Raw genomic sequence first — 22,489 nt, forward strand, 5'->3', positions numbered from 1 at the left:
CAGTTTGTCTAAGCGACTCATCGCGCGTGCGCTCTGGGACTACGCAGAGGATGCGCACGTGCAGCGAGCCCTTGACCTAACTGAGGACGAACACGCGAATGATCCGCCCTGGGTTGTCTGGAGTCTCCATCGTTTGGAAACGAGGATGGACTCATGCCGAAGGACACCACCCCGGGGAAGCCGACCACGCGTCGCTACAGCCCCGAAGAGAAGGCCGCTGCGGTGCGGATGGTCAGGGCCTTGCGTGCTGAGCTCGGCACCGAGCACGGCACGGTGCAGCGCGTCGCGTCCCAGTTGGGGTACGGCACCGAGTCAGTGCGGTCCTGGGTGCGTCAGGCCGACATCGACGAGGGTCACCTGCCCGGGACCAGCACCAGCGATGCGGCAAGGTTGAAGGCGCTGGAGCAGGAGAACCGTGAGCTCAAGCGTGCTAACGAGATCCTGAAGCGGGCAGCAAGTTTCTTCGGGGCGGAGCTCGACCGCCAGCACAAGAAGTAGCCGCGTTCATCGACGCCAACCGCGACGACATCGTCGCCGGCCAGCGTCTTGGGGTCGAGCTCATCTGCAGCGTGCTGCAGGTGGCCCCGAGCAGCTACTACGAGTACAAGAACCGCCGACCCTGCGCCCGGGCGCGGCGCGATGCGGTGATGGCGCCGATCGTGCGGGGGCTGTGGGAGCAGAACTACCGGGTCTACGGCGCCCGCAAGATCTGGAAAGCCGCCCGGCGCGGTGGTCACGACATCGGCCGTGACCAGGTCGCGCGGCTCATGCGCGCCGAAGGGATCGAAGGGGTCCGGCGTACCAAGCGCGTGCGGACCACGAAGCCCGATCCGGCTGCGCCGCGCCACCCCGACCTGGTGGGTCGTGACTTCACTGCCACGGCACCGAACCAGCTGTGGGTCACCGACCTGACCTACGTGCCGACCTGGGCCGGGATCGCCTACGTCTGCTTCATCATCGACGTCTACTCCCGGACCATCGTCGGGTGGCGCGTGGCCTCGCACATGCGGACCGCGATGGTCCTCGACGCGATCGAAATGGCCCGTTGGTCACGCGGCACCGACCTGGCCGGCCTGCGGTGTCACAGCGACGCCGGCAGTCAATTTACGTCGATTCGATACGGCGAGCGCCTGGCCGAGATCGGCGCGGTTCCCTCGATAGGGACCGTCGGTGATTCCTACGACAACGCCCTGGCAGAGACCGTGAACGGCTACTACAAGGCCGAGCTGATCCGCGGCCCTGCACGTGAAGGCCGACCCTGGAAAAGCGTCGAGGACGTCGAGCTTGCGACGCTGTCCTGGGTCCACTGGCACAACCACGAACGCCTCCACGGCTACCTCGACGACGTGCCACCAGCAGAGTTCGAGCAAGCGTTCTACGCTACAAAACGGACCGACCAATCCCTGGTCGGAATCCAATAGCCCGAGCCTCCAACAGACCCAGGGCGGATCAGAAGGTGCAGCACATTTGCGCTTGGTATGACCTGCCTGAGTACCCGCTCCCTGTCTCGGGGCAGCGCATCACCAACAATCATGTGTGTGCACTGGCCGCCATCACGCTGTTCGAGGGCTCCGTGCGACCTCTGGCCCAGATGAGGCGCAGGCCAGCCAAGTCGTGCCCGCCAGCCCTACAGGACTGACTGGCACATCCGCTTCTGCCGCGCGCTCTCGACGATGAGCGCGCACTGCGATCAGGAAGGCGGGGCCTGACCCTCACGGAGCCGAAGCGGCACGTCGACACCGTAGCGATCGGCGGAGCCAACGACGTCGCGGAGCAGTTGAGCCCGCTTCTTGAGTTCGGGAAGGCTGAGCGCACCTAGTTCTTCTATCTGGCCGCTAAGCAGGCGACGAATCTCGTCGTTGTGGCCGTTGAGTTCATCGATCTGCCACATCAACTGGTGGAACTCGTCGAGTTCATACCCGGTGATCGTGTGAGCGGCGCTCCGGAAGGCGTCGTCTCCGTGGTGAATGGTGACGAAGAGCCCTTGGCGCAGGATCCGCATCTCGTCCGCGCTGACGGCGAAACACCCGTCCTCAGTCTGTTCCACGGTCACATGTTCGCAGAGCGCGTCCAGACCTCTAGGCCAAGGAATCGCACGCTCTCCTGCCGCCTAGCGTGCGCGGCCGCGCGCGCTCTTCTGCCGCCTGGTGCGCGCGCGTCAGCGCGCACTGATCTGCCGCAGTGCAGGCACTTCGGGGCCCGTGCAACGACGGCGGGGAGATCTCAACGCGTTCGTCGTGCTCGACCGTGGATCACGCACCGCTCGCGGCGAGCGCGAACCAACGCAAGGGTGCGCCGGCTCGGCGGGAGCGACGGATCGAACCGGCGCATTGATACGCCGGTTCGACGGACAGGACGGTCGGCTCGGGTCAGTCCAGGTCGCCGTCGTCGGTCGGGTCGTCGCGGCCGGCTCGGGAGAGCTCGTCGCGGACCACGGCGAACGCCATGCCCGAGCCGTAGCCCTTGCGGGCCAGCATGCCGACCAGCCGTCTGGTGGCGGTGACGTCGTCGACACGGCTCAGCGAGCGCAGCTTCTTGCGCACCAGGGTGCGCGCGGCCTGCTCCTCCTGCTCCGGCTCGAGCTCGTCGAGGGCCTCGCGGGCGACCTCGTCGTCCACGCCCTTGCGGCGCAGCTCCTGGGCCAGCGCCCGGCGGGCCAGGCCCTTGGCCGACTGCCGACCGGCGACCCAGCTGCGGGCGAACGCCTCGTCATCGACCAGGCCGACCTCCTCGAAGCGGTCGAGCAGCCGGGTCGCCAGGTCCTCGGGGACGTCCTTGGAGCGCAGCTTGTCGCTGAGCTCCTTGCGGCTGCGGGCCCGCCCGGTCAGCTGGTCGAGCAGGATCGTGCGCGCGACCTGCTCGGGGTCGGCGTCCGGCCCCGCCGCCACCGGGTCCTCCGGTGGCGGCTGGGCGCGGTCGCGTGCCTGCTTCGCCTCGCGGGCGCCCGTCCAGGCGTCCACGCCGAGGCTGACGTCGCCCGCCCAGTCAGGGGCGGGACGGGTCTCGGGGTCCACGGGCCGGTGTCTCCGATCAGCTCGTAGGTCCAGGCGCTGGTGTTCGAAGGCCGGTGCCTGAGCACTTCGACCCAGGTCTCGACACGCGGGTCGCGACTTCGTCCCTCAGTCGCGCCGCTCGCTCGACCACCATCAGCGAGTCCGCTGGCGCGTCCCAGGTCTCGACACGCGGGTCACGGCTTCGCAAGCTCAGCCGTGCCGCTCGCTCGACCACCGACATCGCTGCTTCGCAAGCTCAGCAGCGATCAGAAGTCATCCACGCCGATCGGGTCGGCGGGCGCCTCGGCGTCGACGGTCGGGCCGACCCCGAGCTTCTCGAGGATCTTCTTCTCCAGCTCGTTGGCCAGGTCGGGGTTGTCGCGCAGGAAGGTGCGCGCGTTCTCCTTGCCCTGGCCGAGCTGGTCGCCCTCGTAGGTGTACCAAGCGCCGGCCTTGCGGACCAGGCCCGCCTCGACGCCCACGTCGATCAGGCCACCCTCGCGGGAGATGCCCTTGCCGTACATGATGTCGAACTCGGCCTGCTTGAACGGCGGGGCCACCTTGTTCTTGACGACCTTGACGCGGGTGCGGTTGCCGACCATCTCCTGGCCGTCCTTGAGCGTCTCGATGCGGCGCACGTCGAGGCGGACCGAGGAGTAGAACTTCAGCGCGCGACCACCGGTGGTGGTCTCCGGCGAGCCGAACATCACGCCGATCTTCTCGCGCAGCTGGTTGATGAAGATCGCGGTGGTGCCGGAGTTGTTGAGCGCACCGGTCATCTTCCGCAGCGCCTGGCTCATCAGGCGGGCCTGCAGACCCACGTGGCTGTCACCCATCTCGCCCTCGATCTCGGCGCGGGGCACGAGCGCGGCCACGGAGTCGATGACGATCAGGTCGAGCGCACCGGAGCGGATCAGCATGTCCGCGATCTCCAGCGCCTGCTCACCGGAGTCGGGCTGGGAGACCAGCAGGGCGTCGGTGTCGACACCGAGGGCCTTGGCGTACTCCGGGTCGAGCGCGTGCTCGGCGTCGATGAAGGCGACGATGCCGCCGGCACGCTGGGCGTTGGCCACGGCGTGCAGGGCGACCGTGGTCTTTCCGGAGGACTCCGGACCGTAGACCTCCACGACGCGGCCGCGCGGGAGGCCGCCGAGGCCGAGCGCCACGTCGAGCGCGATGGCACCGGTCGGGATCACCTCCAGGGGGGCGCGGGTCTCGTCGCCCAGTCGCATGACCGAGCCCTTGCCGAACTGCCGCTCGATGTTGGCGAGCGCTGCATCCAGCGCCTTGTCGCGATCTCCACCAGCCATGGGTGTCGTCCTCTTCTCTCGTCGTGGGCCAGGCACATCGACGACGCTAGAGGGAGCCACCGACAACGCCTGATCAGCGTGTCGTGCACTGTGGAGAGCCTCGCTCCGCGTCATGCCTGTGGACAGCACGGTAGCCGAACACCTGTTCGATCCGGCGCGCGACACGCACGACACGCCGGCAGTCGGGGAGGAGGCCGGCGGAGGCTCAGGGCAGCGTGACGGTGAACCGGCAGCCGGGGACGCACCCGTGCGACCCGGCGGGCTGGTTGTCGACCCGCACGGTCCCCCCGTGGGCCTCGACGAGCCCGGCGACGATCGCCAGCCCCAGGCCGGCTCCGCGCGAGGACGGCTGCTGCTCCGGCGTACGCGCGGCGGAGCCCTGCCAGGCGACGTCGAAGACGCGGACGAGGTCCTCGTCGGCCAGTCCCCCGCAGGCGTCGCTCACCGACATCTCGACACCGCCGTCGGGCAGCCGGCGTCCCTGGACGTCGACCCGACCACCGGGCGCGGTGTGCCGCACGGCGTTGCCGACCAGGTTGGCGACCACCCGGGAGAGCGCACCAGGATCGGCCTGCACCTCCAGGCCGGGATCGACGGAGCCGCCGACCCCGACCGAGCGGGCGGAGGCGACCGGTTCGGCGGCCGCGATCGCCTCGCTCACCAGGTCGCCGAGCGACACCGGCTCGGGGGCCAGACGCAGCACGCCGGCGTGGATGCGGGAGAGCTCGAAGAGGTCGTCGACCATCCGGCTCATCCGGTCGACCTCGGTGCGGATCTGGCGGTGGTAGCGCGCCGGGTCGGCGGCCATCCCGTCCTCCAGCGCCTCGGACATCGCGCGCATCCCGGCCAGCGGGGTCCGCAGGTCGTGGGAGACCCACGACACCAGCTCGAGCCGGGCCTCCTCCAGCCGCGCCTCGCGGGCCCGCGCCTCCTCCAGCCGGTGGTGCGTGGCGGCCAGCTCCTCGGAGAGCCGGCGGAACTCCGCCGGGCCCCGCGCGGTCACCGGTTCGTACGCCGCCGTCGCCCCGACCCGGCGCACCTCCTCGGCCAGTCCGCGCGACCACACCACGACCGCTCGCGATAGCACGACCGCGACCAGGACCGAGACGACCGCGGCACTGGCCGCGACCAGCGTGAGGGCGCCGAGGTCGTGCTCGGAGATGAACATCGCCCGGGCGACGACCAGCACCCCGGCCAGCATGCCGAGCACCGGCACGACGGCCACCAGCACCAGCTGCCAGGCGATCGAGAGCCGGCGCACCGCCCAGGCGGCCGCCAGCCCGAGCGTCCCGACCGCCAGCGCGGCCGCGACCGCCATCGCGACGATCTGCAGCTTGTCCTGCGTCATGCGGGGGCGGGCTCCCAGCGGTAGCCGACGCCCCAGACCGTCACCAGCCGGGCCGGCTGCTTCGGGTCGGCCTCGACCTTCTCGCGCAGCCGGCGCACGTGCACGGTGACCGTCGACAGGTCCCCGACGCTCCAGCCCCACACCCGCTCCAGCAGGTCCTCGCGGGACCACGCGGTGCCGGGGTGGGCCAGCAGGAAGCGCAGCAGGTCGAACTCACGCGCCGTCAGCGCGAGGCTCTCCCCCGCCCGCCTCACCTCGTGGCGCGAGACGTCGAGCACCAGGTCGCCGTCGGTGAGCACGGTGGTCGGCTCGGGGTCCTGACCGACTCCCGCGCGCCGCAGCACCGAGTCGACGCGCAACGCGAGCTCGCGCGGGCTGAACGGCTTGGTGACGTAGTCGTCGGCGCCGACCTCGAGGCCGGCGACCCGGTCGCCCTCCTCGCCCAGCGCGGTCAGCATCACCACCGGCACCTCGGCGCGCCGGTCGGGCAGCGCGCGCAGCCGGCGGCACACCTCCAGCCCGCCCACGCCGGGCAGCATCAGGTCGAGCACCACCAGGTCCGGGGCGCCCTCGACGGGCGCCTGGCCCGGTGGGCCCATCCGCCGCAGCGCGTCCTCGCCGTCGCCGGTCTCCTCGACCTCGTGGCCGTGGGCGCGCAGGTAGGACACGACCACCTCGCGCACGGTCACGTCGTCGTCGACCACCAGGACCCGCCCCATCAGCGGCCCCCGGTCCCCTCGGGCGCGGCGCGACGTGAGCGCAGCGTGTGGAGCAGGACGGGCAGCACGACCACGATGATGACGGTCGCGACGAGCACGAGGTAGCCCGCGGTGTAGTCACGGTCCAGCAGCGTCGGGTTCTCCGGGGCGTTCTCGCGTCCGAACCCACCGAGGAACGGCACCGCCAGCACCGTCAGGCTGCCCAGCACCACGAGGCCCGCACCCGCAGCCGGCCTCGCCACGGCCGGCAGCAGCCGGGTGGCGAGCAGCGACACCGCGATCACCACCGAGCCCAGCACGAGGTCGTGCACGACCACCCCTCCGGCCAGCCACAGGACCACGTCGAGGTTGCGGTCCAGGTCCTGGCGCGACAGCAGCAGCCATGCGCCGTACGCCGCCAGCAGCACGCCCGCGGCGCCGAGCACCGCGCGTCCGGGGCTCACCCGTCCCGTCCCACCGGCGCTCACGTGACCGCCTCCAGCCTCGAGAGCCACTTGGTCTGCAGGACGCCGGGCCGGTTGGGGGCGATGAGCCGGGCCGGGTAGCCATGGTCGAGGTCGAGCGGCTCGCCGGAGAGCGCGAGCGCGACGAGGGTGCGGTCGTCGTCGGCGAAGTTGCCCTGCAGCAGGGTCGCGCGGAACGCGCCCCGCTCCTGCAGCGAGGTCACCTCGACCTCGGCGCCGCGCGGGGCGTCGACGAGGTCGAGGAGGTCGCGCAGCCGCACGCCGGTCCACACCGCGGAGGCGCTCCACCCCTCGACGCACGCGATCGGCAGCTCCTCCGAGCGCTGAGGCATGGCCAGCAGGTCCTCGCGCGTCAGGGAGACGGTGGTGCCAGCGTGCGCCACCACCAGCCGGTACGCCGGTGACGACGCCGACTCCTCGACCCCGGCCGCGGCCGCGGTGCGGTTGATCGGCACGCCGCCCGGGCCGTCGCCGGAGCGGACCCCCAGGACGGACACGCGCCGCAGCCACGGGACGGTCGAGCCCGCGGTGGCCAGCACGGCCAGGCCCGCGGCGACCCAGGTCGAGCGCAGGAGTCCGCGACGGCTGAGCCCGCCACGGACCACGGCCTCGGGGCGGTCGAGGGCGGTGTCGTCGACGTCGCGCCCGAGCGCCTCACGGATGGTGGGCAGCTTGACGGCGACGTGCAGCAGCAGGGCGCCGATCGCGACCCAGGCCAGGGCGTAGTGGCTGCGGCGGAAGGAGAAGTCCCAGGGGTACCACTGGGTGGAGTTGAGCAGCCCGGTCACGAGCAGGAAGACCGAGGCCGAGACGAGCACGGCGATCGAGGCCCGCTCGGCGCCGTCGCGGGCGCGGGCCGCCCAGCCGCTGGGCAGCCCACGGACGAGCAGGGGCAGGACGCTCCACAGCTTGACCAGCAGCAGCGGGATGCAGGCGATGCCGGTGGTCACGTGCAGCCCCTGGGTGAGGCGGTAGCCCCACGACGGGCTGGTGGGGAATGGCACCGGCTGGGTGGGGTTCTGCGCGTAGTGGCTCACCAGGCCGGTGAGGAACGCGATGCCGAAGCAGATCCCGAGCCACCGCCCGACGCGGGCCGTGACGGCGGCGCTGCGCAGGTGCGAGGTCTCGCGGGGCGCTCGTCGGAGTGCCGGGAGCAGGCTCACGGCCGCCGCTCCAGGACGGCCAGCCACCGCTGGGGCGCGAACGGTGCGCGGGTCGTGACCGACCAGCCGGTCGCCCGGGCGAGGCCGAGGACGCCGTCGACACCGACCACCGACCACCGGAAGGGGCGGCTGGTCGTGCCGGCCAGCTCCAGGCGCGCCCACCGGGTGGTCGACGGCACGCCGGGCGCGGCGAGCTCCACCACGACCGGGTCGAACACGCTGCCCTGCAGCGCGGCCACCCCGCGGGCCCTGGTCTGGGCCACGGCCTCCGGCACGACGTCGATGCCGAGCACCCGCCGGTCGCGTCCCTCGGCGAGCCGTTGCGCGAGCCGCCCGGGACCGCAGCCGACGTCGAGGGTGTCGCCGACGCACGCGGCGAGCAGGGCGTCGTCGTGGGGGTCCGCGGCGCGGGTCCACTCGTGGACCGGCAGCTCGGTTGGCCCGCCGTCGAGCCCGAGCACCCGGCACGGCACCCCGCGCAGCGCGTGGCTGAAGAGGCTGCTGAAGGACCGGTCGTGCAGGTCGGGGACCTCCTCGGCCAGGCTCATGCGTCCACCCCCAGCCACGCCCGGGCGAAGCGGGAGGACGGGCACGCGGCCGCCACCACGTCGGCGTCCGCGACGGTGTCGACGTCACGCTCGACCGGCGCCGTCCCGACCTCCAGGCCGCGGGCGCGCAGGGCGGCCAGGGTGTCGTCGTGGGTGCGCTCTGTCGACATCTCGACCCCGGCGAGCACCGCGGCGTCGTGCGGGTCGCGCAGCGCCAGCACCCACCAGCCGCCGTCCTCGGCGGGCCCGAGCACGGCGTCGTGCCGCTCGAGCCCAGCGACGACGAGGTGGAGCAGGTCGGGGGTCAGCTGCGGGGTGTCCATGCCGACCTGCACGACTGGGCCGGGGCCCGAGTCCGCGACGTCGGCGTGCGCAGCGGCGAGCCGCTCGTCGAAGCCCTCGCCGCGCTGCGGGTGCACGTGCCAGCCCCGCGTGGCGGCCAGCAGGGCAGGGCCGTCGACGGCCTCGGCGAGGTCACCGGCGAGCGCGAGGTGGCAGTGCTCCGCGCCGTACGCCGCCGTGCAGGCCTCCACGGTGTCGAGCAGCGCGGCCGCGGCCAGCTCGGCGGCCCGCTCGAGGCCGACGTCGGCGCCCAGCCGGGTCTTCACCCGTCCGGCGACGGGCGCCTTGGCGAGCACCAGTGCGCGCACGGGGCCGACGGGAGAGCCGCTCATGACAGCACCCGCCAGAAGTCGCGGGCGGCACGGACCGTGCCGCGCACGGACCCGGAGACCTTCGAGCGGGTGCCCTCGGCGCGCGGGTGGTAGTCGACGTCGTGCTCGCTGACCCGCCAGCCGGCGACGGTGAGCTTCTGCAGCAGCTCGACGGGGTAGCCGAAGCGGCGGTCGCGCACGTCGAGGTCGAGCAGCGCGCGTCGGTCGAGCACCCGCATCGGCGCGATGTCGTGGGCGGCCATGCTCAGGCGGCGACGCAGCCACCAGACGATGATGTTGTTGCCCAGGCGGGCGTGCCAGGGCCAGACCCGGCGGTCGACCGGTCGACGGCGGCCCAGGGCGGCGTCGGCGCGGCCCGAGCGCACGTCGTCGAGCATCGGCAGCAGCTGCTCGGGGTCGAAGCTGCCGTCGCCGTCCATGAAGGCGACGTGGTCGTGCGTGGCGGCCAGCAGCCCGGCGTGGACGGCCGCGCCGTAGCCCGGCGTCGACTCCCGCACCACGTGGGCCCCCAGCCGCTCGGCCACCGCGGCGGTGTCGTCGGTCGAGCCGTTGTCGACCACGATCACTCGGAACTGCGCCGGCACCCGCGGCAGCAGCGTCGCCAGGGCCGGGCCTTCGTCCCGGCACGGAAGCACCAGGTCCGCGACGGGGCCGGCCACCGGGTCGGCCGTCGGGACGGCAGGGTCGGGTGCGGGCATGGCAGCGACCGTAGCCCGAGGCCGGTACCGCAGGGGTGGGGCAACTCTTACGGCCTCGTGACACCGCCTCGTCGAGCGGTGCGGTCGCTGGGCGGCTCCCCCTACAGTCGCGGGCATGCCCTCCCCCGCGGTCGCTCGGCCCGCCGACCCGTCCGGCGACCCGTCCGCAGCCCCCTCCACCGCCGGGTCCCACCGCGCCGCGACGGTCGGCGTCGTGCTCGTCGGGCTGCTGGTGATCGCCGCGTTCACCGTGCCGCACCTGGTCGGCTGGGAGGTGCACACCCGGGCGCCGCGCTCCCAGGTCGAGGAGCTGGTGATCCCGCCGCTGCACGGGTGGTTCGCCCCGCAGTGGTTCGGCCCCGGGACGCTGCCGGCGATCGCGCTGGGCCTGGGCGGCTGGTGGTGGGGCGTGCGCTGGGCGCGGGTCGCGCCGTGGCGTGGCCTGCTGCTCGCGACGTACCTCCTGGCGCTCGGGTGGTGCCTCGCCCTCGCCCTGGTCGACGGCCCGAGCGGGCTCTCGCGGGTGCTGGGCCACCCGGTGGAGTACCTCCCCACGGCGCGCTCGATCGACGACGTGGGCCTGCTGCTGGCCGAGTACGTCGACCGCATCTCCTACGACGCCTCGCCCCGCAACTGGCCGACCCACGTCGCTGGGCACCCGCCGCTGATGCTGCTGTTCTTCGTCGGGCTGGTGCAGGTGGGCCTCGGCGGCGACCTGGCCGCCGGTGTCGTGGTCACCGTGGTCGGCGCCTCGATGCCGGTGGCGGTGCTGGTGACGCTGCGCGCCCTCGCGGGCCACGACCTCGCCCGACGGCTCGCGGTGCCGCTCGCGCTGTCCCCCGTGGCCGTCTTCGTCGCGGTCTCCGCGGACGCGGTGATCGGTGCGGTCGTCGCCTGGGGACTGGCCTGCCTCGCACTCGCGAGCCGGCCCGGGGACGAGGGTCCCGACCGATGCAGCCGCTGGGGCTGGTCGGTGGCGGCCGGCCTGCTCCTGGGCTGCTCGGTGCTGATGTCCTACGGCATGCCGCTGGTCGGGCTCGTCGCGCTCGCCGTCATCACGGCCGGCCGAGCCTGGCGGACGCCGGTCTTCCCGGTGACCGTGGCGGCAGCGCTGGTGCCGGTGCTCGGCTTCGCGGTCGCCGGCTTCGCGTGGTGGGAGGCCTACCCCGTGCTGCACGAGCGCTACTGGGACGGCATCGCCTCGATCCGCCCGGCGTCGTACTGGCTCTGGGGCAACCTCGCCGCCCTCGCCGTCATCACCGGCCCCGCCGTGTGGGGCGGGCTGGGCGTGCTGGTGACCCGGGTCCGTCCGCACGCACAACGTGCGCTGCCCGAGCCCGAGCGCGTCGTCCTCCTGCTGGCCGGTGCGATGCTGCTGGTCGTGCTCGCCGCCGACGCGTCACGGATGAGCAAGTCGGAGGTCGAGCGGATCTGGGTGCCGTTCGTGCCGTGGCTGACGCTCACCGTCGCGCTGCTGCCGCCCCGGTGGCGCTCGCCCGCCCTGCTCGCGCAGGTCGTGACGGCCCTCGCGGTGCAGCACCTGGCCTACACGACCTGGTGAGGACCCTCAGGGACGCAAGGGCGCGGTGGCGAAGGCCGTCAGCCCGACGTCGGGCAGCACCTCCGCGCTGAACCCGAGCTCCGCGCGCGCCCGCTCCGGCGAAGCCACGATGTGCCGCACGTCCCCGAGCCGGTAGCCGCCGGTCACCTCCGGCGCGAGGTCGCGTCCGGTCCCCTCCGCCACCAGCTCGGCGACCCGGCGGATGCCGACCGGGTGGCCGGAGGCGACGTTGTAGGCGCGGTGGTGCCCCGCCGGCGCCTCGAGCACCGCGTCGAGCGAGGCGAGGTTGGCGCGCGCGACGTCGGTGACGTGCACGAAGTCGCGCATCTGCTCGCCGTCCTCGTAGACCGTCGGCGCCTCACCGCGCTCGAGGGAGGAGCGGAACATCGCCGCGACGCCGGAGTACGGCGTGTCCCGCGGCATCCCCGGGCCGTAGACGTTGTGGTAGCGCAGCGACACCGCCGCCGCGTCGGCCTGGCGCACCCACGCGGTGGCGTAGTGCTCCTGCGCGACCTTGGAGGCGGCGTAGCTCGACCGCGGCTCGAGCCGGGCGTCCTCGTCGACCAGCGCCCAGGCCAGCGGCCCCCCGCAGACCGGGCACGGGTTGTCGAAGCGACCGGCGTCGAGGTCCTCGCGCGAGCGCACGCCCGGCACCTGCTCGCCGTGCTCGGCGCAGGTGTAGCGGCCCTCGCCGTAGACGACCATGCTCGAGGCCTGCACCAGCCGGTGCACGCCGGCCTCGTGCATCGCGGCCATCAGGGCGGCGGTGCCGAGGTCGTTGTGGGCGGCGTACGCCGGCAGGTCGGCCACCGTGACGCCCGCCCCGACCACGGCCGCCTGGTGGCACACGGCGTCGACGCCGCGCAGCAGACCGGCCCAGGTCTCGGACGAGGCGGCCTCGCGCACGTCGAGGGCGTGGGTGTCCTCGGGTGCGCTGGAGGAGCCGTGCGCCATCGGCAGCATCAGGTCGACCCGGACGACCTCGTCGCCGCGGGCCTCGAGGGCCTCGGCGACAGCGGCCCCGATGAAGCCGGCGGACCCGGTGAGCAGCACCCTCACGCGGTGCCGCCGGGGATCTCGTAGGTGAGGTCGACGCCGTCGGTCCAGCTGCCGCAGGTGCAGCCGTCGGGGTCGGGCAGCGCCTCGATGGTCGCCGACAGCAGTCCGGTGAGCCGCTCGAGGTTGGCCTTGAAGAGCGCGAAGACCTCCTCCTGGCTGACCCCGCTGCCCTCCTCGGCGCCGGCGTCCATGTCGGTGACCAGCGCGATCGAGGCGTAGCACTGCCCCATCTCGCGGGCCAGCGCCGCCTCGGGCAGCGCGGTCATGTTGATCAGCGTCCAGCCCTGCTCGGCGTAGGAGCGCGACTCGGCGCGGGTGGAGAAGCGGGGGCCCTCGATGACGACCATGGTGCCGCCGTCGGTGACGTCGGGGGCGGCGCCGAGCACGGCACTGCGCAGCCCCGGGCAGTAGGGGTCGCCGAAGGGCAGGTGCACCGCTCCCCTCTCCACGAAGGACGGGACTCGGCGGTAGGTGCGGTCGACGAGCTGGTCGGGCACGACCACGTCGCCGGGCGCCACCTCGGGGCGCAGGCCACCGACGGCGCAGGGCGCGAGGACCTGGCGAACGCCGAGGGAGCGCAGCGCCCAGAGGTTGGCACGAGCGGGGATCGCGTGCGGCGGGAAGTCGTGGTGGGCACCGTGCCGCGGGACGAACGCGACCCGTCGGCCGGCGACGGTGGCGATCGCGATCGGCGCCGAGGGGTCGCCGTACGGCGTCTCGACCCGCACCTCCTCGGGGTCGGTGAGGAAGGAGTAGAAGCCGGTGCCGCCGATGACGGCGATGTCCGCCCGGGCAGCGAGGTCGGGCCGTGCCGTGGCCTGCGTGGAGGTCATGGGGTCACTGTGCCAGGCGTTCGGAGCCCGACCGGGCGAGCACCGCGGCGACCACGACCAGCAGCGCCAGGGCGATGGTGCCGTGCGAGAGGTGGGCGTAGCCGAGCGTGCCGACCACGACGCCGGCCAGCCCGCCGGCGGCCGCGGCGCCCAGGCCCATCAGCAGGTCGGCGGCCCCCTGGACGTCCGGCCGCACGTCCAGCGGTGCGTGGTCGGCGATGAGCGTGGAGGCGGCGACGGTGCCGAAGCTCCACCCCAGGCCGAGGAGGAAGAGCCCGGCGAAGATCTGCCAGGAGCTGCCCTCGGGCGCAGCGCCGGAGAGCAGCAGGGAGACCACCAGCAGCACTCCCCCGACGGCCAGCGTCGGTGGCCGGCCGACGCGGTCTGCGAGCAGGCCCACGAGCGGCGCGAAGGCGAACATCCCGAGCACATGCACGCTGATGACGACACCGATGATGCGCAGCTCGGCACCGCCGTGCTCCATGTGCAGCGGAGTCATCACCATGACCGCGATCATCGCGGCGTGGCTGCCGACCAGGCCGAGCACCGCCGCCCCCAGCACCGGGTGCTCGACCACCGCCTGACGAACCCGTCCCCAGGAGGTCCCGGTGGGCGGTGCGGCATCGACCCCGGCGACCTCGCGGGCCAGCAGCAGCGGGTCCGGGCGCAGCAGCGTCCCGACGACCAAGGCCGCCAGCAGCATCCCGATCACCCCGACCACGAAGGGTCCGGTCAGCTCGGGCAGCCCCAGGCCGAGCGCCAGCGCCGCGGCCGGGCTGGTGAGGTTGGGGCCGGCGACCGCGCCGATGGTCGTCGCCCACACCACGGTGGACAGCGCGCGACCCCGGTGCAGGGGCTCGGCGAGGTCGGTCGCTGCGTAGCGCGCGCCGTTGTTGGCAGCGGTCGTCGCCCCCAGCAGCAGGGCGCCCACCAGCAACAGGGCCATCGAGCCCACGACCCCGGCGAGGACCGCGAGGGCCGCTCCCGATGCACCCAGGAGGTAGCCGGTCGTGAGTCCGATGCGCCGGCCGCGCAGGCTCATCGCCCGCGCCAGCAGGTAGGCGGCCACCGCGGCCCCAAGCACCTGGAAGGTCTGCGCGAGCCCGGCCTGGCTGTCGCTGCCGGAGATGTCGCGCGCCAGCAGCGAGGCCGTCGCGATCCCGATGGTGATGCCGACGGCGCCCACCGCCTGGGTGACCACCAGCACGCGGACCGTACGCCGCTGGACCGCCGCCCGGTCGTGCCTCGGGGTGCCGGGCGGGCCGGGGGTACCGGGCGGGCCGGGGGTGGCGGGCGCCTGCTCGGCGCTCACTTGAGCGTCGCCGGCAGCCCGAGGAAGCGGTGGACCTCGGCCCAGACCTCCTTGGGGGCGACGCCGGCGTCCAGTGCCTCCTGGGCGGTGCGACCGCCGAGCCCCGCGATCACCGTCAGGCTCGCCCAGGACCGCGCCGAGGCGTGGCCGAGCGCGTGGTCCATCCGGTCCCAGAACTCCGTGTGCCGCACGCGGCCATCATGCCCGGAGGCGCCGACGGACACGGGGCGACCCCGGGTGCGGAGTCAGCCCTCGCTGGGACGGACGTCCCACACGTGGTGCTCGACGTCGTGGAGGTGGTAACGCGCCAGCGAGTCCAGGGTGAACACCGACCCATTGCTGCGGCGGGCCGGCCGCGCCCACAGCGCCTCGTCGGTCGGGTCGAGGACGTCGTACGCCGCGGCGACCCGCTCGGTCTCCTCGGCGAGCTCGCGGGCGACCGTGGCCGGGTCCTGCTCGGCGTACCCCTGCGACTCGGCGGTCTCGTCCTGGTCCCAGTTGGCGAACTCGGGGTCGTGCTGGCCCAGCACCATCGCGACGCGGGCGCTGAAGACGATGTGCACGTCGCGGACGTGGCAGGCGTACTCCAGCGGCGACCAGGTGGTCGGGTCGGGGCGCACGCTCGCGGTGGGGCCGGAGAGCAGCCGGTGCCAGGCGGGCATCCCGGCACGCAGCCGGGCACCGATCTGGTGCCGGGCGACGGCGGCGGCGTCGAAGCCGCACTGCTCGCAGGGGCGCTCCAGCACCCAGGTCCAGTCCTTGGTGTCGCGCAACCCCTCGCTCATGGGCAGCAGCGTCGCAGACGGAGATGTGCTGTGGAGATCCGGTGTTGAACTCTTGTCGTGTCGTGGCGCCCACGTGCACCGGTTGTGGAGCACGCAGGAGGACAGTCGGAGACATGATCACCGTTGTCCTCGTGGCGCTCGCGCTGGTGTGGGTCCTGGCCCCGCTGCCGCTGGCCGTCGCCGTCGGACGGGCCTTCGCCGCGGGCGAGGCTCCCGAGCCGGCGGGCGTCAGGTCAGCAGCAGCCGGTCCAGTCGACGCCTGACCAGCAGCAGCCCCACGACCACCATCGCGACGAGGTAGACCACCGAGACCGCGGAGTCCCACGACACCGTGCCCGTGGTCAGCTCGCGGCACAGCACGACCCCGCGGTAGAGCGGGGTCGCCTCGACCACCCAGCGCAGCACACCGGGGTAGGCCGTCACCGGGAAGAACGTCGCCGAGAACAGGAACATCGGCAGCGTCGCCAACGTGACGAGCTCGAAGTCCTGCCACGAGCGCATCCAGGTCGTCAGCGCCATGCACACCGCCCCGAACGCCGCACCGATGAGCAGCGCCGCGGGCACGACCAGCAGCGCCCACCAGGACGAGACCAGTCCCATCGCGAGCATCACCAGCAGGAAGCCCGCGGAGTAGGTGCCGCCCCGCATCAGCGACCACGACAGCTCGCCGCGCGCGATGTCGAGGGTCGTCAGCGGCGTGGCCAGCATCTGGTCGAAGAGCTTGTTGAACTTCAGCTTGAAGAAGAAGTTGAACGTGGAGTCGAGCACCGAGCCGTTCATCGCGGAGGCGGCCAGCATGCCGGGGGCGACGAACTCGGCGTACGGGATCTCCTGGCCGCCGACCTCGAAGCCGCCGACCAGGGCACCCACGCCGATGCCGATGCTGAGGAGGTAGAAGACCGGCTCGAGGAAGCCGGACGCGAAGATGTACCAGACGCGTCGATAGGCGAGGTAGTTGCGCTGCACGAGCAGTGCGGCGGCACCGGCGGGGCCGAGCGGGTGGCGCGAGATGCTGCGCGCCACGGTCGCGGTCGTGATCGCCACTCAGACCACCATCCGTCGCTGGAGTCGGCGCTGGGCCCACCACCAGCCGAGCACCACCAGGGCACCGAGGTAGGCGACGTGGACCAGTGCCGGGCCGAGCTCGAGGGTCCCGAGGGTGAGCATCCGGGTCAGGTCGACGCCGTGCCACAGCGGGGTGATGACCGCCAGGGACTCCAGCGGCTGGTCGAGGTTGCTGACCGGGAAGAACGCCCCGGAGAAGAGGAACAGCGGGATCATCCCGAGCCGGAAGACCAGCGAGAAGGCGCTCTCGCTCCTCAATCCGGCCGAGAAGGCGTAGATCGGCGCGGCGAAGGCCAGTCCGATGAGCACCTGCACGGGGAAGGCCAGCAGCACGCCCCACCAGGACTCGTGCACCCCGAACGGCGCGACGACCGCGAGGAACACCGCCGCACTCACCGCGACCCGGAACGCCACGAAGCCCAGGTGGGCCAGGATCACGTGCTCCACGCCGAGCGGCCCGGCGGTCATGGCGTAGTAGGTGCGGTTCCACTTGATCATCCCCATGACGGGGTAGGTCACCTCGCCGAAGACCAGCGTCATCGACTGTGCGGCGATCATGCCCGGCACCACGAACGCGAGGTAGCTCGTCGCACCCTCGAGGGTCTCGGGATCGGCCTCGACGAAGCCGCCGAGCAGGACGCCCATCGCCAGGACGTAGAGCAGCGGGGTGACGAAGGAGGAGACGACGCTGCCCTTCCAGGTACGCCGGTAGGCCGTCGCCCAGTAGTCCAGCAGTCGCAGGGCCCCGTCGATGGTGCCGCGGGGCGCGGTGGCCTGGCTCTGGGTATGGGTCTGCGCCATCAGTCGACCAGCGTCCGGCCGGTCAGGCGGAGGAAGACGTCCTCCAGGGTCGATCGGCGCACCAGGGTGGCGATCGGCTGCAGGCCGCGCTCGTGCACCTTCGCCACCGTCTCCTCGCCGTCGGCGGTGTAGAGCAGCAGCCGGTCCGGCAGCACCTCGACCCGCTCGGCGAGGTCGGCGACCTTCTCCGCCAGCGGCTCGTGGGTGCCGCCGTCGGTGGGCACGGGGAAGCGCAGCTCGGCGACCTCGCGGGTGGAGTGGGCGGCGATGAGGTCCAGCGGCGAGCCCTCGGCGACGATCACGCCCTTGTCCATGACCACGAGCCGGTCGGTGAGCTGCTCGGCCTCGTCCATGTAGTGGGTGGTGAGCACCAAGGTCACGCCCTGCTGCTTGAGCCGGAAGAGCCGGTCCCACACGACGTGGCGGGCCTGCGGGTCCAGGCCGGTGGTCGGCTCGTCGAGCAGCAGGATGTCGGGGCGGTTGATCAACGAGCGGGCGATGGTGAGCCGGCGCTTCATGCCGCCGGAGAGGTCGTCGACCATCGCGTCGGCCTTCTCGGTCAGCTGCACGAACTCCAGCAGCTCCTGGGCCCGCTCGCGGACCTCGGCCCGCGGCAGCCCGAAGTAGCGGCCGTAGACCACGAGGTTGTCGCGCACGGTCAGCTCGGTGTCGAGGGTGTCCTCCTGCGGGCACACGCCGATGCGGGCCTTGATCTGCTGAGCGTCGGTGGCCGGGTCCATGCCCAGGATGCGCAGCGTGCCGCCGCTCACCGGCGAGACCGCCGCGATCATTCGCATGGTCGAGGACTTGCCGGCCCCGTTGGGTCCGAGGAAGCCGAACGCCTCCCCCGGCCGCACGTCGACGTCGATCCCGCGCACCGCCTCGAAGCCGCCGAAGCTCTTGCGCAGTCCCGACGCGTGGATCATCGAGCCGGCACCCGAGGCCGGCAGGTCTGTGCTCACGCCTTCACCCTAGGACCCGATCCCCGGCAGGGTATGCGCGGCACACCGGCTCCGAAGCCGGTCGAAGTGCGAGGAGCGCCACCGACGAGCCGCGAGACCCCGCGAGCCACGCACCCACCTCCCTCTACGGTGACGCCCATGCCCTCCTCGCGTCGCTCCCGGGTGCTCGGCACCGTCACCACGCTGGCCCCGGTGCTGGCTCAGACCGCGAAGGTGGTGGCCGGCGACGTGGTCGACCGGCTGCGGCCCGGCGGGGGCGCCGAGGCGGTCCCGGACGTGGTGATCGAGGAGCCGGCGGGGGCCGCGGACTACGCCCGGCGCGTCCACGCGACCGGGACGGTGGCGGCCGACCCGGCGGACGTCGTCGCGCTGCTGACCGACCTCGACCGGGTGCACGAGTGGTTGACCCTGCACCGGTCCTGGCGTGGCGAGCGTCCGAGCCGGATGGAGCAGGGTGCGGAGTTCACCCAGCAGATCTCGCTGATGGACATCCCCGCGCAGGCGCGGTGGAGCGTGGCCCGGGTCGACGCGGCCGGGTTCGAGCTGCGCGGCACCGGGCCGATGGGCATCACGGTCGGGTTGTGGGCGGCCGTCGTGCCGACGCCCGCGGGCAGCGGCGTACGACTCGACGGGGCGTTGGACGGGCCGCCGGTCAAGGGGCCCGTGGGGCTCACGGCGGTGCGCAGCGTGGAGGTCGCGCTGGCCGAGTCGCTGGCGCGGGTGGCCGAGCTGCTCGGCGGCGCCGAGGGTGGCGCGAGGCTGCGGGTGGCCGACGAGCCGGTGCTGCACGAGCGGACGGGCGCGCTGCTGGAGCCCACGACGCCGGTGGTGATCGGCGTCGGGCAGGTCGTGCGGCGCACCCCCGACCTCGACGCACCCGTCGAGCCGGTGGCCTCGGCGGTGGAGGCGTTGCGCGCGGCCGAGCGCGACGCGGGCGTGGACGTGCTGGGTCGCGCCGACCTGGTGTACGCCGTGCCGAGCGCCTCGTGGACCTACCCCGACCAGGCGGGCCTGGTCGCCTCGCTCGTGGGCGCCGAGAAGTCGGGGACCGTGCAGACCTCGGCGTACGGCGGTGACGGCGGGCAGCTCGCGATGAACGACGCCGCCGACCGGATCGTGAGCGGCGACGCGCACGTGGTGCTGGTCAGCGGCGCGGAGGCCGGCGCGACGGTCGCGGCGCTGCAGGCGCAGGGCCGCGAGCCGGAGTGGACCCGGCAGCCCGACGACTCCGCGCCGGACCGGGTGATCGGCGTCGACCGGCCGGCCAACAACGAGGCGGAGACGAGCGTGGGTCTGGGGGCGCCGATCTACGTCTACGCGCTGATCGAGTCCGCGCTGCGGGGTGCCGCCGGCACCGACGAGGCCGAGCACCGGGCCGCGATCGCGGACCTGTGGGCGCGGCACAGCGCGGTCGCGGCGGAGAACCCGTACGCGTGGGACCCGACGGCCCGCACGGCCGAGGAGATCGCGACGGTGACGCCGGCCAACCGGGCCGTCTCGGACCCGTACACGAAGCTGATGTGCGCCAACCTGCAGGTCGACCTGGCGGCCGGCGTGGTGGTGACCAGCGTGGCCGCGGCGGCCGCACTCGGCGTACCGCAGGAGAAGTGGGTGTTCCTCCACGCAGGCGCCTCGGCGACCGACGAGTGGTTCGTCTCGGAGCGCGCCGACCTGGCCTCCTCCCCCGCCATCGCCGCGGCCGGCCGGGCGGCGCTGGAGCACGCCGGGGTGCGGGCCGACGAGCTGGGGCCGGTGGACCTCTACTCCTGCTTCCCGGCCGCGGTGCAGCTCGGCGCGCAGGCGCTGGGGCTGCCGTGGCAGGACCCGGCGCGGCCGCTGAGCGTCACGGGCGGGCTGACGTCGGCGGGTGGCCCGGGCAACGGGTACGGCCTGCACGCGATCGCGACGATGGTGCCGCAGCTGCGCGAGCGCCCCGACGAGGTGGGGCTGTCGAGCTCCCTGGGCTGGTACGCCACGAAGCACGCGCTCGGGGTCTACTCCGCCACGCCGCCGGCCCGGCCGTTCGCGCACCTGCGCCCGACGGTGGACCGGCCGGCGCCGCGGCCGGTGGTCACCGAGCTCGAGGGCCCGGCGGTCGTGGAGGCCGTGACGGTGGGCCACGACCGGGAGGGTCGCGTGGAGGGCGTGGTCGTCTCGGCCATCGCCGAGGACGGCAGCCGGGTCCTGCTGCGGTGCGAGTCCGAAGAGGACGTGGCGCTGCTGACCGGCACGGACGCCCTACGCCGGGTGCTGCGCTCGGAGGACGGACGGCTGGTGCTCGGCGACGAGCGGGTGCCGCTGCCGGAGCCAGCGGCGGCGCCGGTCCACACCACGCTCGACGGCCCGGTCGCGGTGATCACGCTGGACCGGCCGCGGGTGCGCAACGCGATCGACGCCCGCACCGCTCGGATGCTGGAGCGCGCGGTGGACGACGTGGAGGCCGACGACACGGTCCGGGCGATCGTGCTGACCGGCGCCGGCGGCACGTTCTGCGCCGGGATGGACCTGTCGGGTGCGCACCGGGGCGAGGTGCCGGTGACGGAGCGACGGGGCCCGTTGGGGCTGACCGAGCTGCCGCCGACCAAGCCGACGATCGCCGCGGTGGAGGGCTCGGCGCTGGCGGGCGGCTTCGAGCTGGCGCTGTGCGCGGACCTGGTGGTGGCGGGCGAGTCGGCGACGTTCGGCCTGCCGGAGGTCAAGCGCGGCCTGCTGGCCGCCGCCGGCGGGCTGCTGCGCACGGCGACGCGGCTGCCACGGGCGGTGGCGCTGGAGATCGCGCTGCTGGGCGAGCCGGTCCCGGCGCAGCGGCTGCACGAGCTGGGCCTGGTCAACCGGGTCGTCCCGGACGGCCGCGCGCTGGTGGTCGCGCTGGAGCTGGCGCGCCAGCTTGCCGACAACGCGCCGCTGTCGGTCCGGGTGGGCAAGGAGATCATCGACGCCGCCCCCACCTGGCCGGCCGAGGAGGCGTTCACCCGGCAGAGCGAGATGGCCAGCCCGGTGATCCTCAGCGACGACGCCCGCGAGGGCGTCGCCGCCTTCGCGGAGAAGCGGCCCCCGAGGTGGACCGGACGCTAGGACCGGTCCGCCCGGTGGCTTCGTAGCCAGACGGACCGAACGGACCCCGCGAGCACGCGTCGACGCCGAGGCGGGCCTGTGCGCGGCTGTTCGGTCCGTCTGGTTCCGTGACGTCCCCCTACAGGTGGTCCGGCACGATGAGCGCGTCCGGGTCCTGCCGCGGCGGCAGGTGCGAGAGCACCTCCTGCACCAGCCCGACCCGGTGGTCGAGGTAGGCGTCGCGGTCCTCGGCGGGCTGGGCGTCCCAGGACCCGTCACCCTGCGAGCGGTCCCACTCGGCGGCCAGCAGCGGGCCGGCGACCGAGGCGACCGTCTCGTCGTCGTACTCCGCGCGCGTGCCCGGCTCCACCGTGATGTCCGGCAGGCCGACCAGGACCGGCAGCACCTGGTCGCCGATGAGGGTCAGCGTCTGGAAGCGCGTGAACCTGTCCAGCTCCTCCCACGCGGCCTTCGCCTCGTCGGGGTCCTCGGCCAGCCCGGCGCGCACGGCACCCTGCAGCGCGGTCGTCATCTCGTGCTCGGTGAACCTCACTCCCCCATCCTCCCCGGCGCCATGCCCACGCCCAGCACCGCCTCGGTGCTGAAGCACAGCTCGTCGTCGACGACCAGGGCCCCCACCTCCTGCTCGTACGCCGCTCGCAACCGCTCGCGCACCTCGACCGGCTGCGCGGCGATCGTCGCGCCGATGCCACCGATGCCGGCAGCCGCGCCGTCCCACAGCTCGTCGACCGGGCCGCGGTGGGTCCAGGTGATCGGGTGCGCGTCGGCGTCGAGACCGGCGCCGGCCAGGAGGCCCTGCAGACCCTGCACGGTCCGCGGGAAGTCGAGGTGCTCGGGCAGCCGCACGCCGGGCGCCGGAGCGACACCCACGGCGTCGAGCACCCGCTGCCACATCTGCGACTGCGCGGTGGCGCCCGACGGCCAGATGGTCGCGACCACGCGGCCGCCGGGCGCCGTGACCCGGGCCATCTCGGCCACCCCCGCGCGCGGGTCGTCGAGGTGGTTGACCACGAAGGCGGCGACCACGAGGTCGAAGGCGCCGTCCTCGAACGGCAGGTCCGGCAGGCCCACGGTGAGCCCGGCCATGTCCGGGTCCGGGTCGACCGCGACCACGTGCGC

At 73.5% G+C, this 22,489-nt stretch carries 24 protein-coding genes and 1 other annotated feature; of the genes, 4 read left to right on the forward strand and 20 right to left on the reverse strand.

Annotation, left to right across the window (positions count from 1 at the left end; all coding sequences use genetic code 11):
- Positions 1-153: 153 nt before the first annotated feature.
- Positions 154-1,421, forward strand: a protein-coding gene (locus tag A6R01_RS16040) for an IS3 family transposase (RefSeq protein ID WP_292607962.1) whose coding sequence is annotated in 2 segments (ribosomal slippage) — positions 154-457 and positions 457-1,421 — 1,269 coding nt in all. Because the reading frame shifts where the segments join, the coding sequence is not laid out codon by codon here.
- Positions 453-587, forward strand: a sequence feature (AL1L pseudoknot). Its footprint overlaps the gene before it by 135 nt.
- A 269-nt stretch (positions 1,422-1,690) precedes the next feature.
- On the opposite strand, the gene A6R01_RS16045 is transcribed toward A6R01_RS16040, so the two are convergent.
- The 10 genes from A6R01_RS16045 to A6R01_RS16090 form a co-directional block, all read right to left on the reverse strand.
- The gene (locus tag A6R01_RS16045; protein WP_292607965.1) at positions 1,691-2,047 is read right to left on the reverse strand and encodes a hypothetical protein; all 357 of its coding nucleotides are present in this window, start codon (positions 2,045-2,047) and stop codon (positions 1,691-1,693) included.
- A gap of 322 nt (positions 2,048-2,369) precedes the next feature.
- Positions 2,370-3,014 carry a regulatory protein RecX gene (locus A6R01_RS16050; protein ID WP_292607967.1) on the reverse strand — a complete coding sequence of 215 codons (645 nt, stop codon included), beginning with the start codon at positions 3,012-3,014 and terminating at the stop codon, positions 2,370-2,372.
- A gap of 245 nt (positions 3,015-3,259) precedes the next feature.
- Entirely contained in the window at positions 3,260-4,303 is a 1,044-nt protein-coding gene (recA, locus tag A6R01_RS16055) for a recombinase RecA (RefSeq protein ID WP_292607969.1), read from the reverse strand.
- Between the two features lie 205 nt (positions 4,304-4,508).
- Complete coding sequence (locus A6R01_RS16060; protein ID WP_292607971.1) at positions 4,509-5,651, reverse strand: HAMP domain-containing sensor histidine kinase; 1,143 nt, start codon at positions 5,649-5,651, stop codon at positions 4,509-4,511.
- Positions 5,648-6,370 (reverse strand): response regulator transcription factor, encoded by a 723-nt coding sequence (locus tag A6R01_RS16065; RefSeq protein ID WP_292607974.1) that lies wholly within the window; start codon positions 6,368-6,370, stop codon positions 5,648-5,650. The genes A6R01_RS16060 and A6R01_RS16065 overlap by 4 nt, the downstream gene beginning before the upstream one ends.
- The gene (locus tag A6R01_RS16070; RefSeq protein ID WP_292607977.1) at positions 6,370-6,813 is read right to left on the reverse strand and encodes a hypothetical protein; all 444 of its coding nucleotides are present in this window, start codon (positions 6,811-6,813) and stop codon (positions 6,370-6,372) included. The genes A6R01_RS16065 and A6R01_RS16070 overlap by 1 nt, the downstream gene beginning before the upstream one ends.
- A 20-nt stretch (positions 6,814-6,833) precedes the next feature.
- A complete protein-coding gene (locus A6R01_RS16075; RefSeq protein WP_292607979.1) occupies positions 6,834-7,997 on the reverse strand; it encodes a molybdopterin-dependent oxidoreductase in 1,164 nt (387 codons plus the stop codon).
- Complete coding sequence (locus A6R01_RS16080) at positions 7,994-8,545, reverse strand: class I SAM-dependent methyltransferase (RefSeq protein WP_292607982.1); 552 nt, start codon at positions 8,543-8,545, stop codon at positions 7,994-7,996. Before A6R01_RS16080 ends, A6R01_RS16075 begins: the two co-directional genes overlap by 4 nt.
- The gene (locus tag A6R01_RS16085; RefSeq protein ID WP_292607984.1) at positions 8,542-9,219 is read right to left on the reverse strand and encodes a TIGR04282 family arsenosugar biosynthesis glycosyltransferase; all 678 of its coding nucleotides are present in this window, start codon (positions 9,217-9,219) and stop codon (positions 8,542-8,544) included. The genes A6R01_RS16080 and A6R01_RS16085 overlap by 4 nt, the downstream gene beginning before the upstream one ends.
- The gene (locus A6R01_RS16090; protein ID WP_292607986.1) at positions 9,216-9,917 is read right to left on the reverse strand and encodes a glycosyltransferase family 2 protein; all 702 of its coding nucleotides are present in this window, start codon (positions 9,915-9,917) and stop codon (positions 9,216-9,218) included. Before A6R01_RS16090 ends, A6R01_RS16085 begins: the two co-directional genes overlap by 4 nt.
- A 115-nt stretch (positions 9,918-10,032) precedes the next feature.
- On the opposite strand from A6R01_RS16090, the gene A6R01_RS16095 reads away from it, so the two are divergent.
- Positions 10,033-11,478, forward strand: a complete 1,446-nt coding sequence (locus A6R01_RS16095) for a hypothetical protein (RefSeq protein WP_292607988.1) — start codon at positions 10,033-10,035, stop codon at positions 11,476-11,478.
- Positions 11,479-11,484: 6 nt separating this feature from the next.
- Here A6R01_RS16095 and A6R01_RS16100 read toward each other — a convergent pair whose 3' ends face one another.
- Genes A6R01_RS16100 through A6R01_RS16120 form a run of 5 tightly spaced genes read right to left on the reverse strand, consistent with a single transcriptional unit; the run spans position 11,485 to position 15,467 of the window.
- A complete protein-coding gene (locus A6R01_RS16100) occupies positions 11,485-12,537 on the reverse strand; it encodes an NAD(P)-dependent oxidoreductase (RefSeq protein ID WP_292607991.1) in 1,053 nt (350 codons plus the stop codon).
- Positions 12,534-13,370 carry an S-methyl-5'-thioadenosine phosphorylase gene (locus A6R01_RS16105; RefSeq protein ID WP_292607993.1) on the reverse strand — a complete coding sequence of 279 codons (837 nt, stop codon included), beginning with the start codon at positions 13,368-13,370 and terminating at the stop codon, positions 12,534-12,536. The genes A6R01_RS16100 and A6R01_RS16105 overlap by 4 nt, the downstream gene beginning before the upstream one ends.
- A gap of 4 nt (positions 13,371-13,374) precedes the next feature.
- Positions 13,375-14,682: an MFS transporter gene (locus A6R01_RS16110; protein ID WP_292607996.1), complete on the reverse strand. Its 1,308-nt coding sequence runs from the start codon at positions 14,680-14,682 to the stop codon at positions 13,375-13,377.
- Positions 14,679-14,873 (reverse strand): DUF3046 domain-containing protein, encoded by a 195-nt coding sequence (locus A6R01_RS16115; protein ID WP_292607998.1) that lies wholly within the window; start codon positions 14,871-14,873, stop codon positions 14,679-14,681. Before A6R01_RS16115 ends, A6R01_RS16110 begins: the two co-directional genes overlap by 4 nt.
- A 54-nt stretch (positions 14,874-14,927) precedes the next feature.
- Positions 14,928-15,467 carry a DinB family protein gene (locus A6R01_RS16120; RefSeq protein ID WP_292608000.1) on the reverse strand — a complete coding sequence of 180 codons (540 nt, stop codon included), beginning with the start codon at positions 15,465-15,467 and terminating at the stop codon, positions 14,928-14,930.
- 113 nt (positions 15,468-15,580) lie between these two features.
- Between A6R01_RS16120 and A6R01_RS16125 the strand changes: the two genes are divergently transcribed.
- Complete coding sequence (locus A6R01_RS16125) at positions 15,581-15,730, forward strand: hypothetical protein (protein ID WP_292608002.1); 150 nt, start codon at positions 15,581-15,583, stop codon at positions 15,728-15,730.
- Here the strand turns inward: A6R01_RS16125 and A6R01_RS16130 are convergent.
- The 3 genes from A6R01_RS16130 to A6R01_RS16140 are packed head-to-tail and all read right to left on the reverse strand — an operon-like array spanning position 15,696 to position 18,259.
- Positions 15,696-16,511, reverse strand: coding sequence for an ABC transporter permease (locus tag A6R01_RS16130; protein ID WP_292608005.1), 816 nt, complete (start codon positions 16,509-16,511; stop codon positions 15,696-15,698). The two genes, A6R01_RS16125 and A6R01_RS16130, sit on opposite strands and share 35 nt — an antisense overlap.
- A complete protein-coding gene (locus A6R01_RS16135) occupies positions 16,512-17,333 on the reverse strand; it encodes an ABC transporter permease (protein WP_292608008.1) in 822 nt (273 codons plus the stop codon).
- The gene (locus A6R01_RS16140) at positions 17,333-18,259 is read right to left on the reverse strand and encodes an ABC transporter ATP-binding protein (protein WP_292608018.1); all 927 of its coding nucleotides are present in this window, start codon (positions 18,257-18,259) and stop codon (positions 17,333-17,335) included. The genes A6R01_RS16135 and A6R01_RS16140 overlap by 1 nt, the downstream gene beginning before the upstream one ends.
- A 174-nt stretch (positions 18,260-18,433) precedes the next feature.
- On the opposite strand from A6R01_RS16140, the gene A6R01_RS16145 reads away from it, so the two are divergent.
- Positions 18,434-21,370, forward strand: coding sequence for a crotonase/enoyl-CoA hydratase family protein (locus tag A6R01_RS16145; RefSeq protein WP_292608011.1), 2,937 nt, complete (start codon positions 18,434-18,436; stop codon positions 21,368-21,370).
- A gap of 118 nt (positions 21,371-21,488) precedes the next feature.
- On the opposite strand, the gene A6R01_RS16150 is transcribed toward A6R01_RS16145, so the two are convergent.
- Both A6R01_RS16150 and A6R01_RS16155 read right to left on the reverse strand, forming a co-directional pair.
- Positions 21,489-21,902 (reverse strand): hypothetical protein, encoded by a 414-nt coding sequence (locus tag A6R01_RS16150; RefSeq protein ID WP_292608013.1) that lies wholly within the window; start codon positions 21,900-21,902, stop codon positions 21,489-21,491.
- Positions 21,899-22,489, reverse strand: a 591-nt coding sequence (locus tag A6R01_RS16155; RefSeq protein WP_292608015.1) for a class I SAM-dependent methyltransferase, incomplete at its 5' end; no start/stop codon positions are given. The genes A6R01_RS16150 and A6R01_RS16155, both read right to left, overlap by 4 nt.

This window comes from Nocardioides sp. REDSEA-S30_B4 (assembly GCF_001627265.1).
Classification (GTDB): domain Bacteria; phylum Actinomycetota; class Actinomycetes; order Propionibacteriales; family Nocardioidaceae; genus Nocardioides.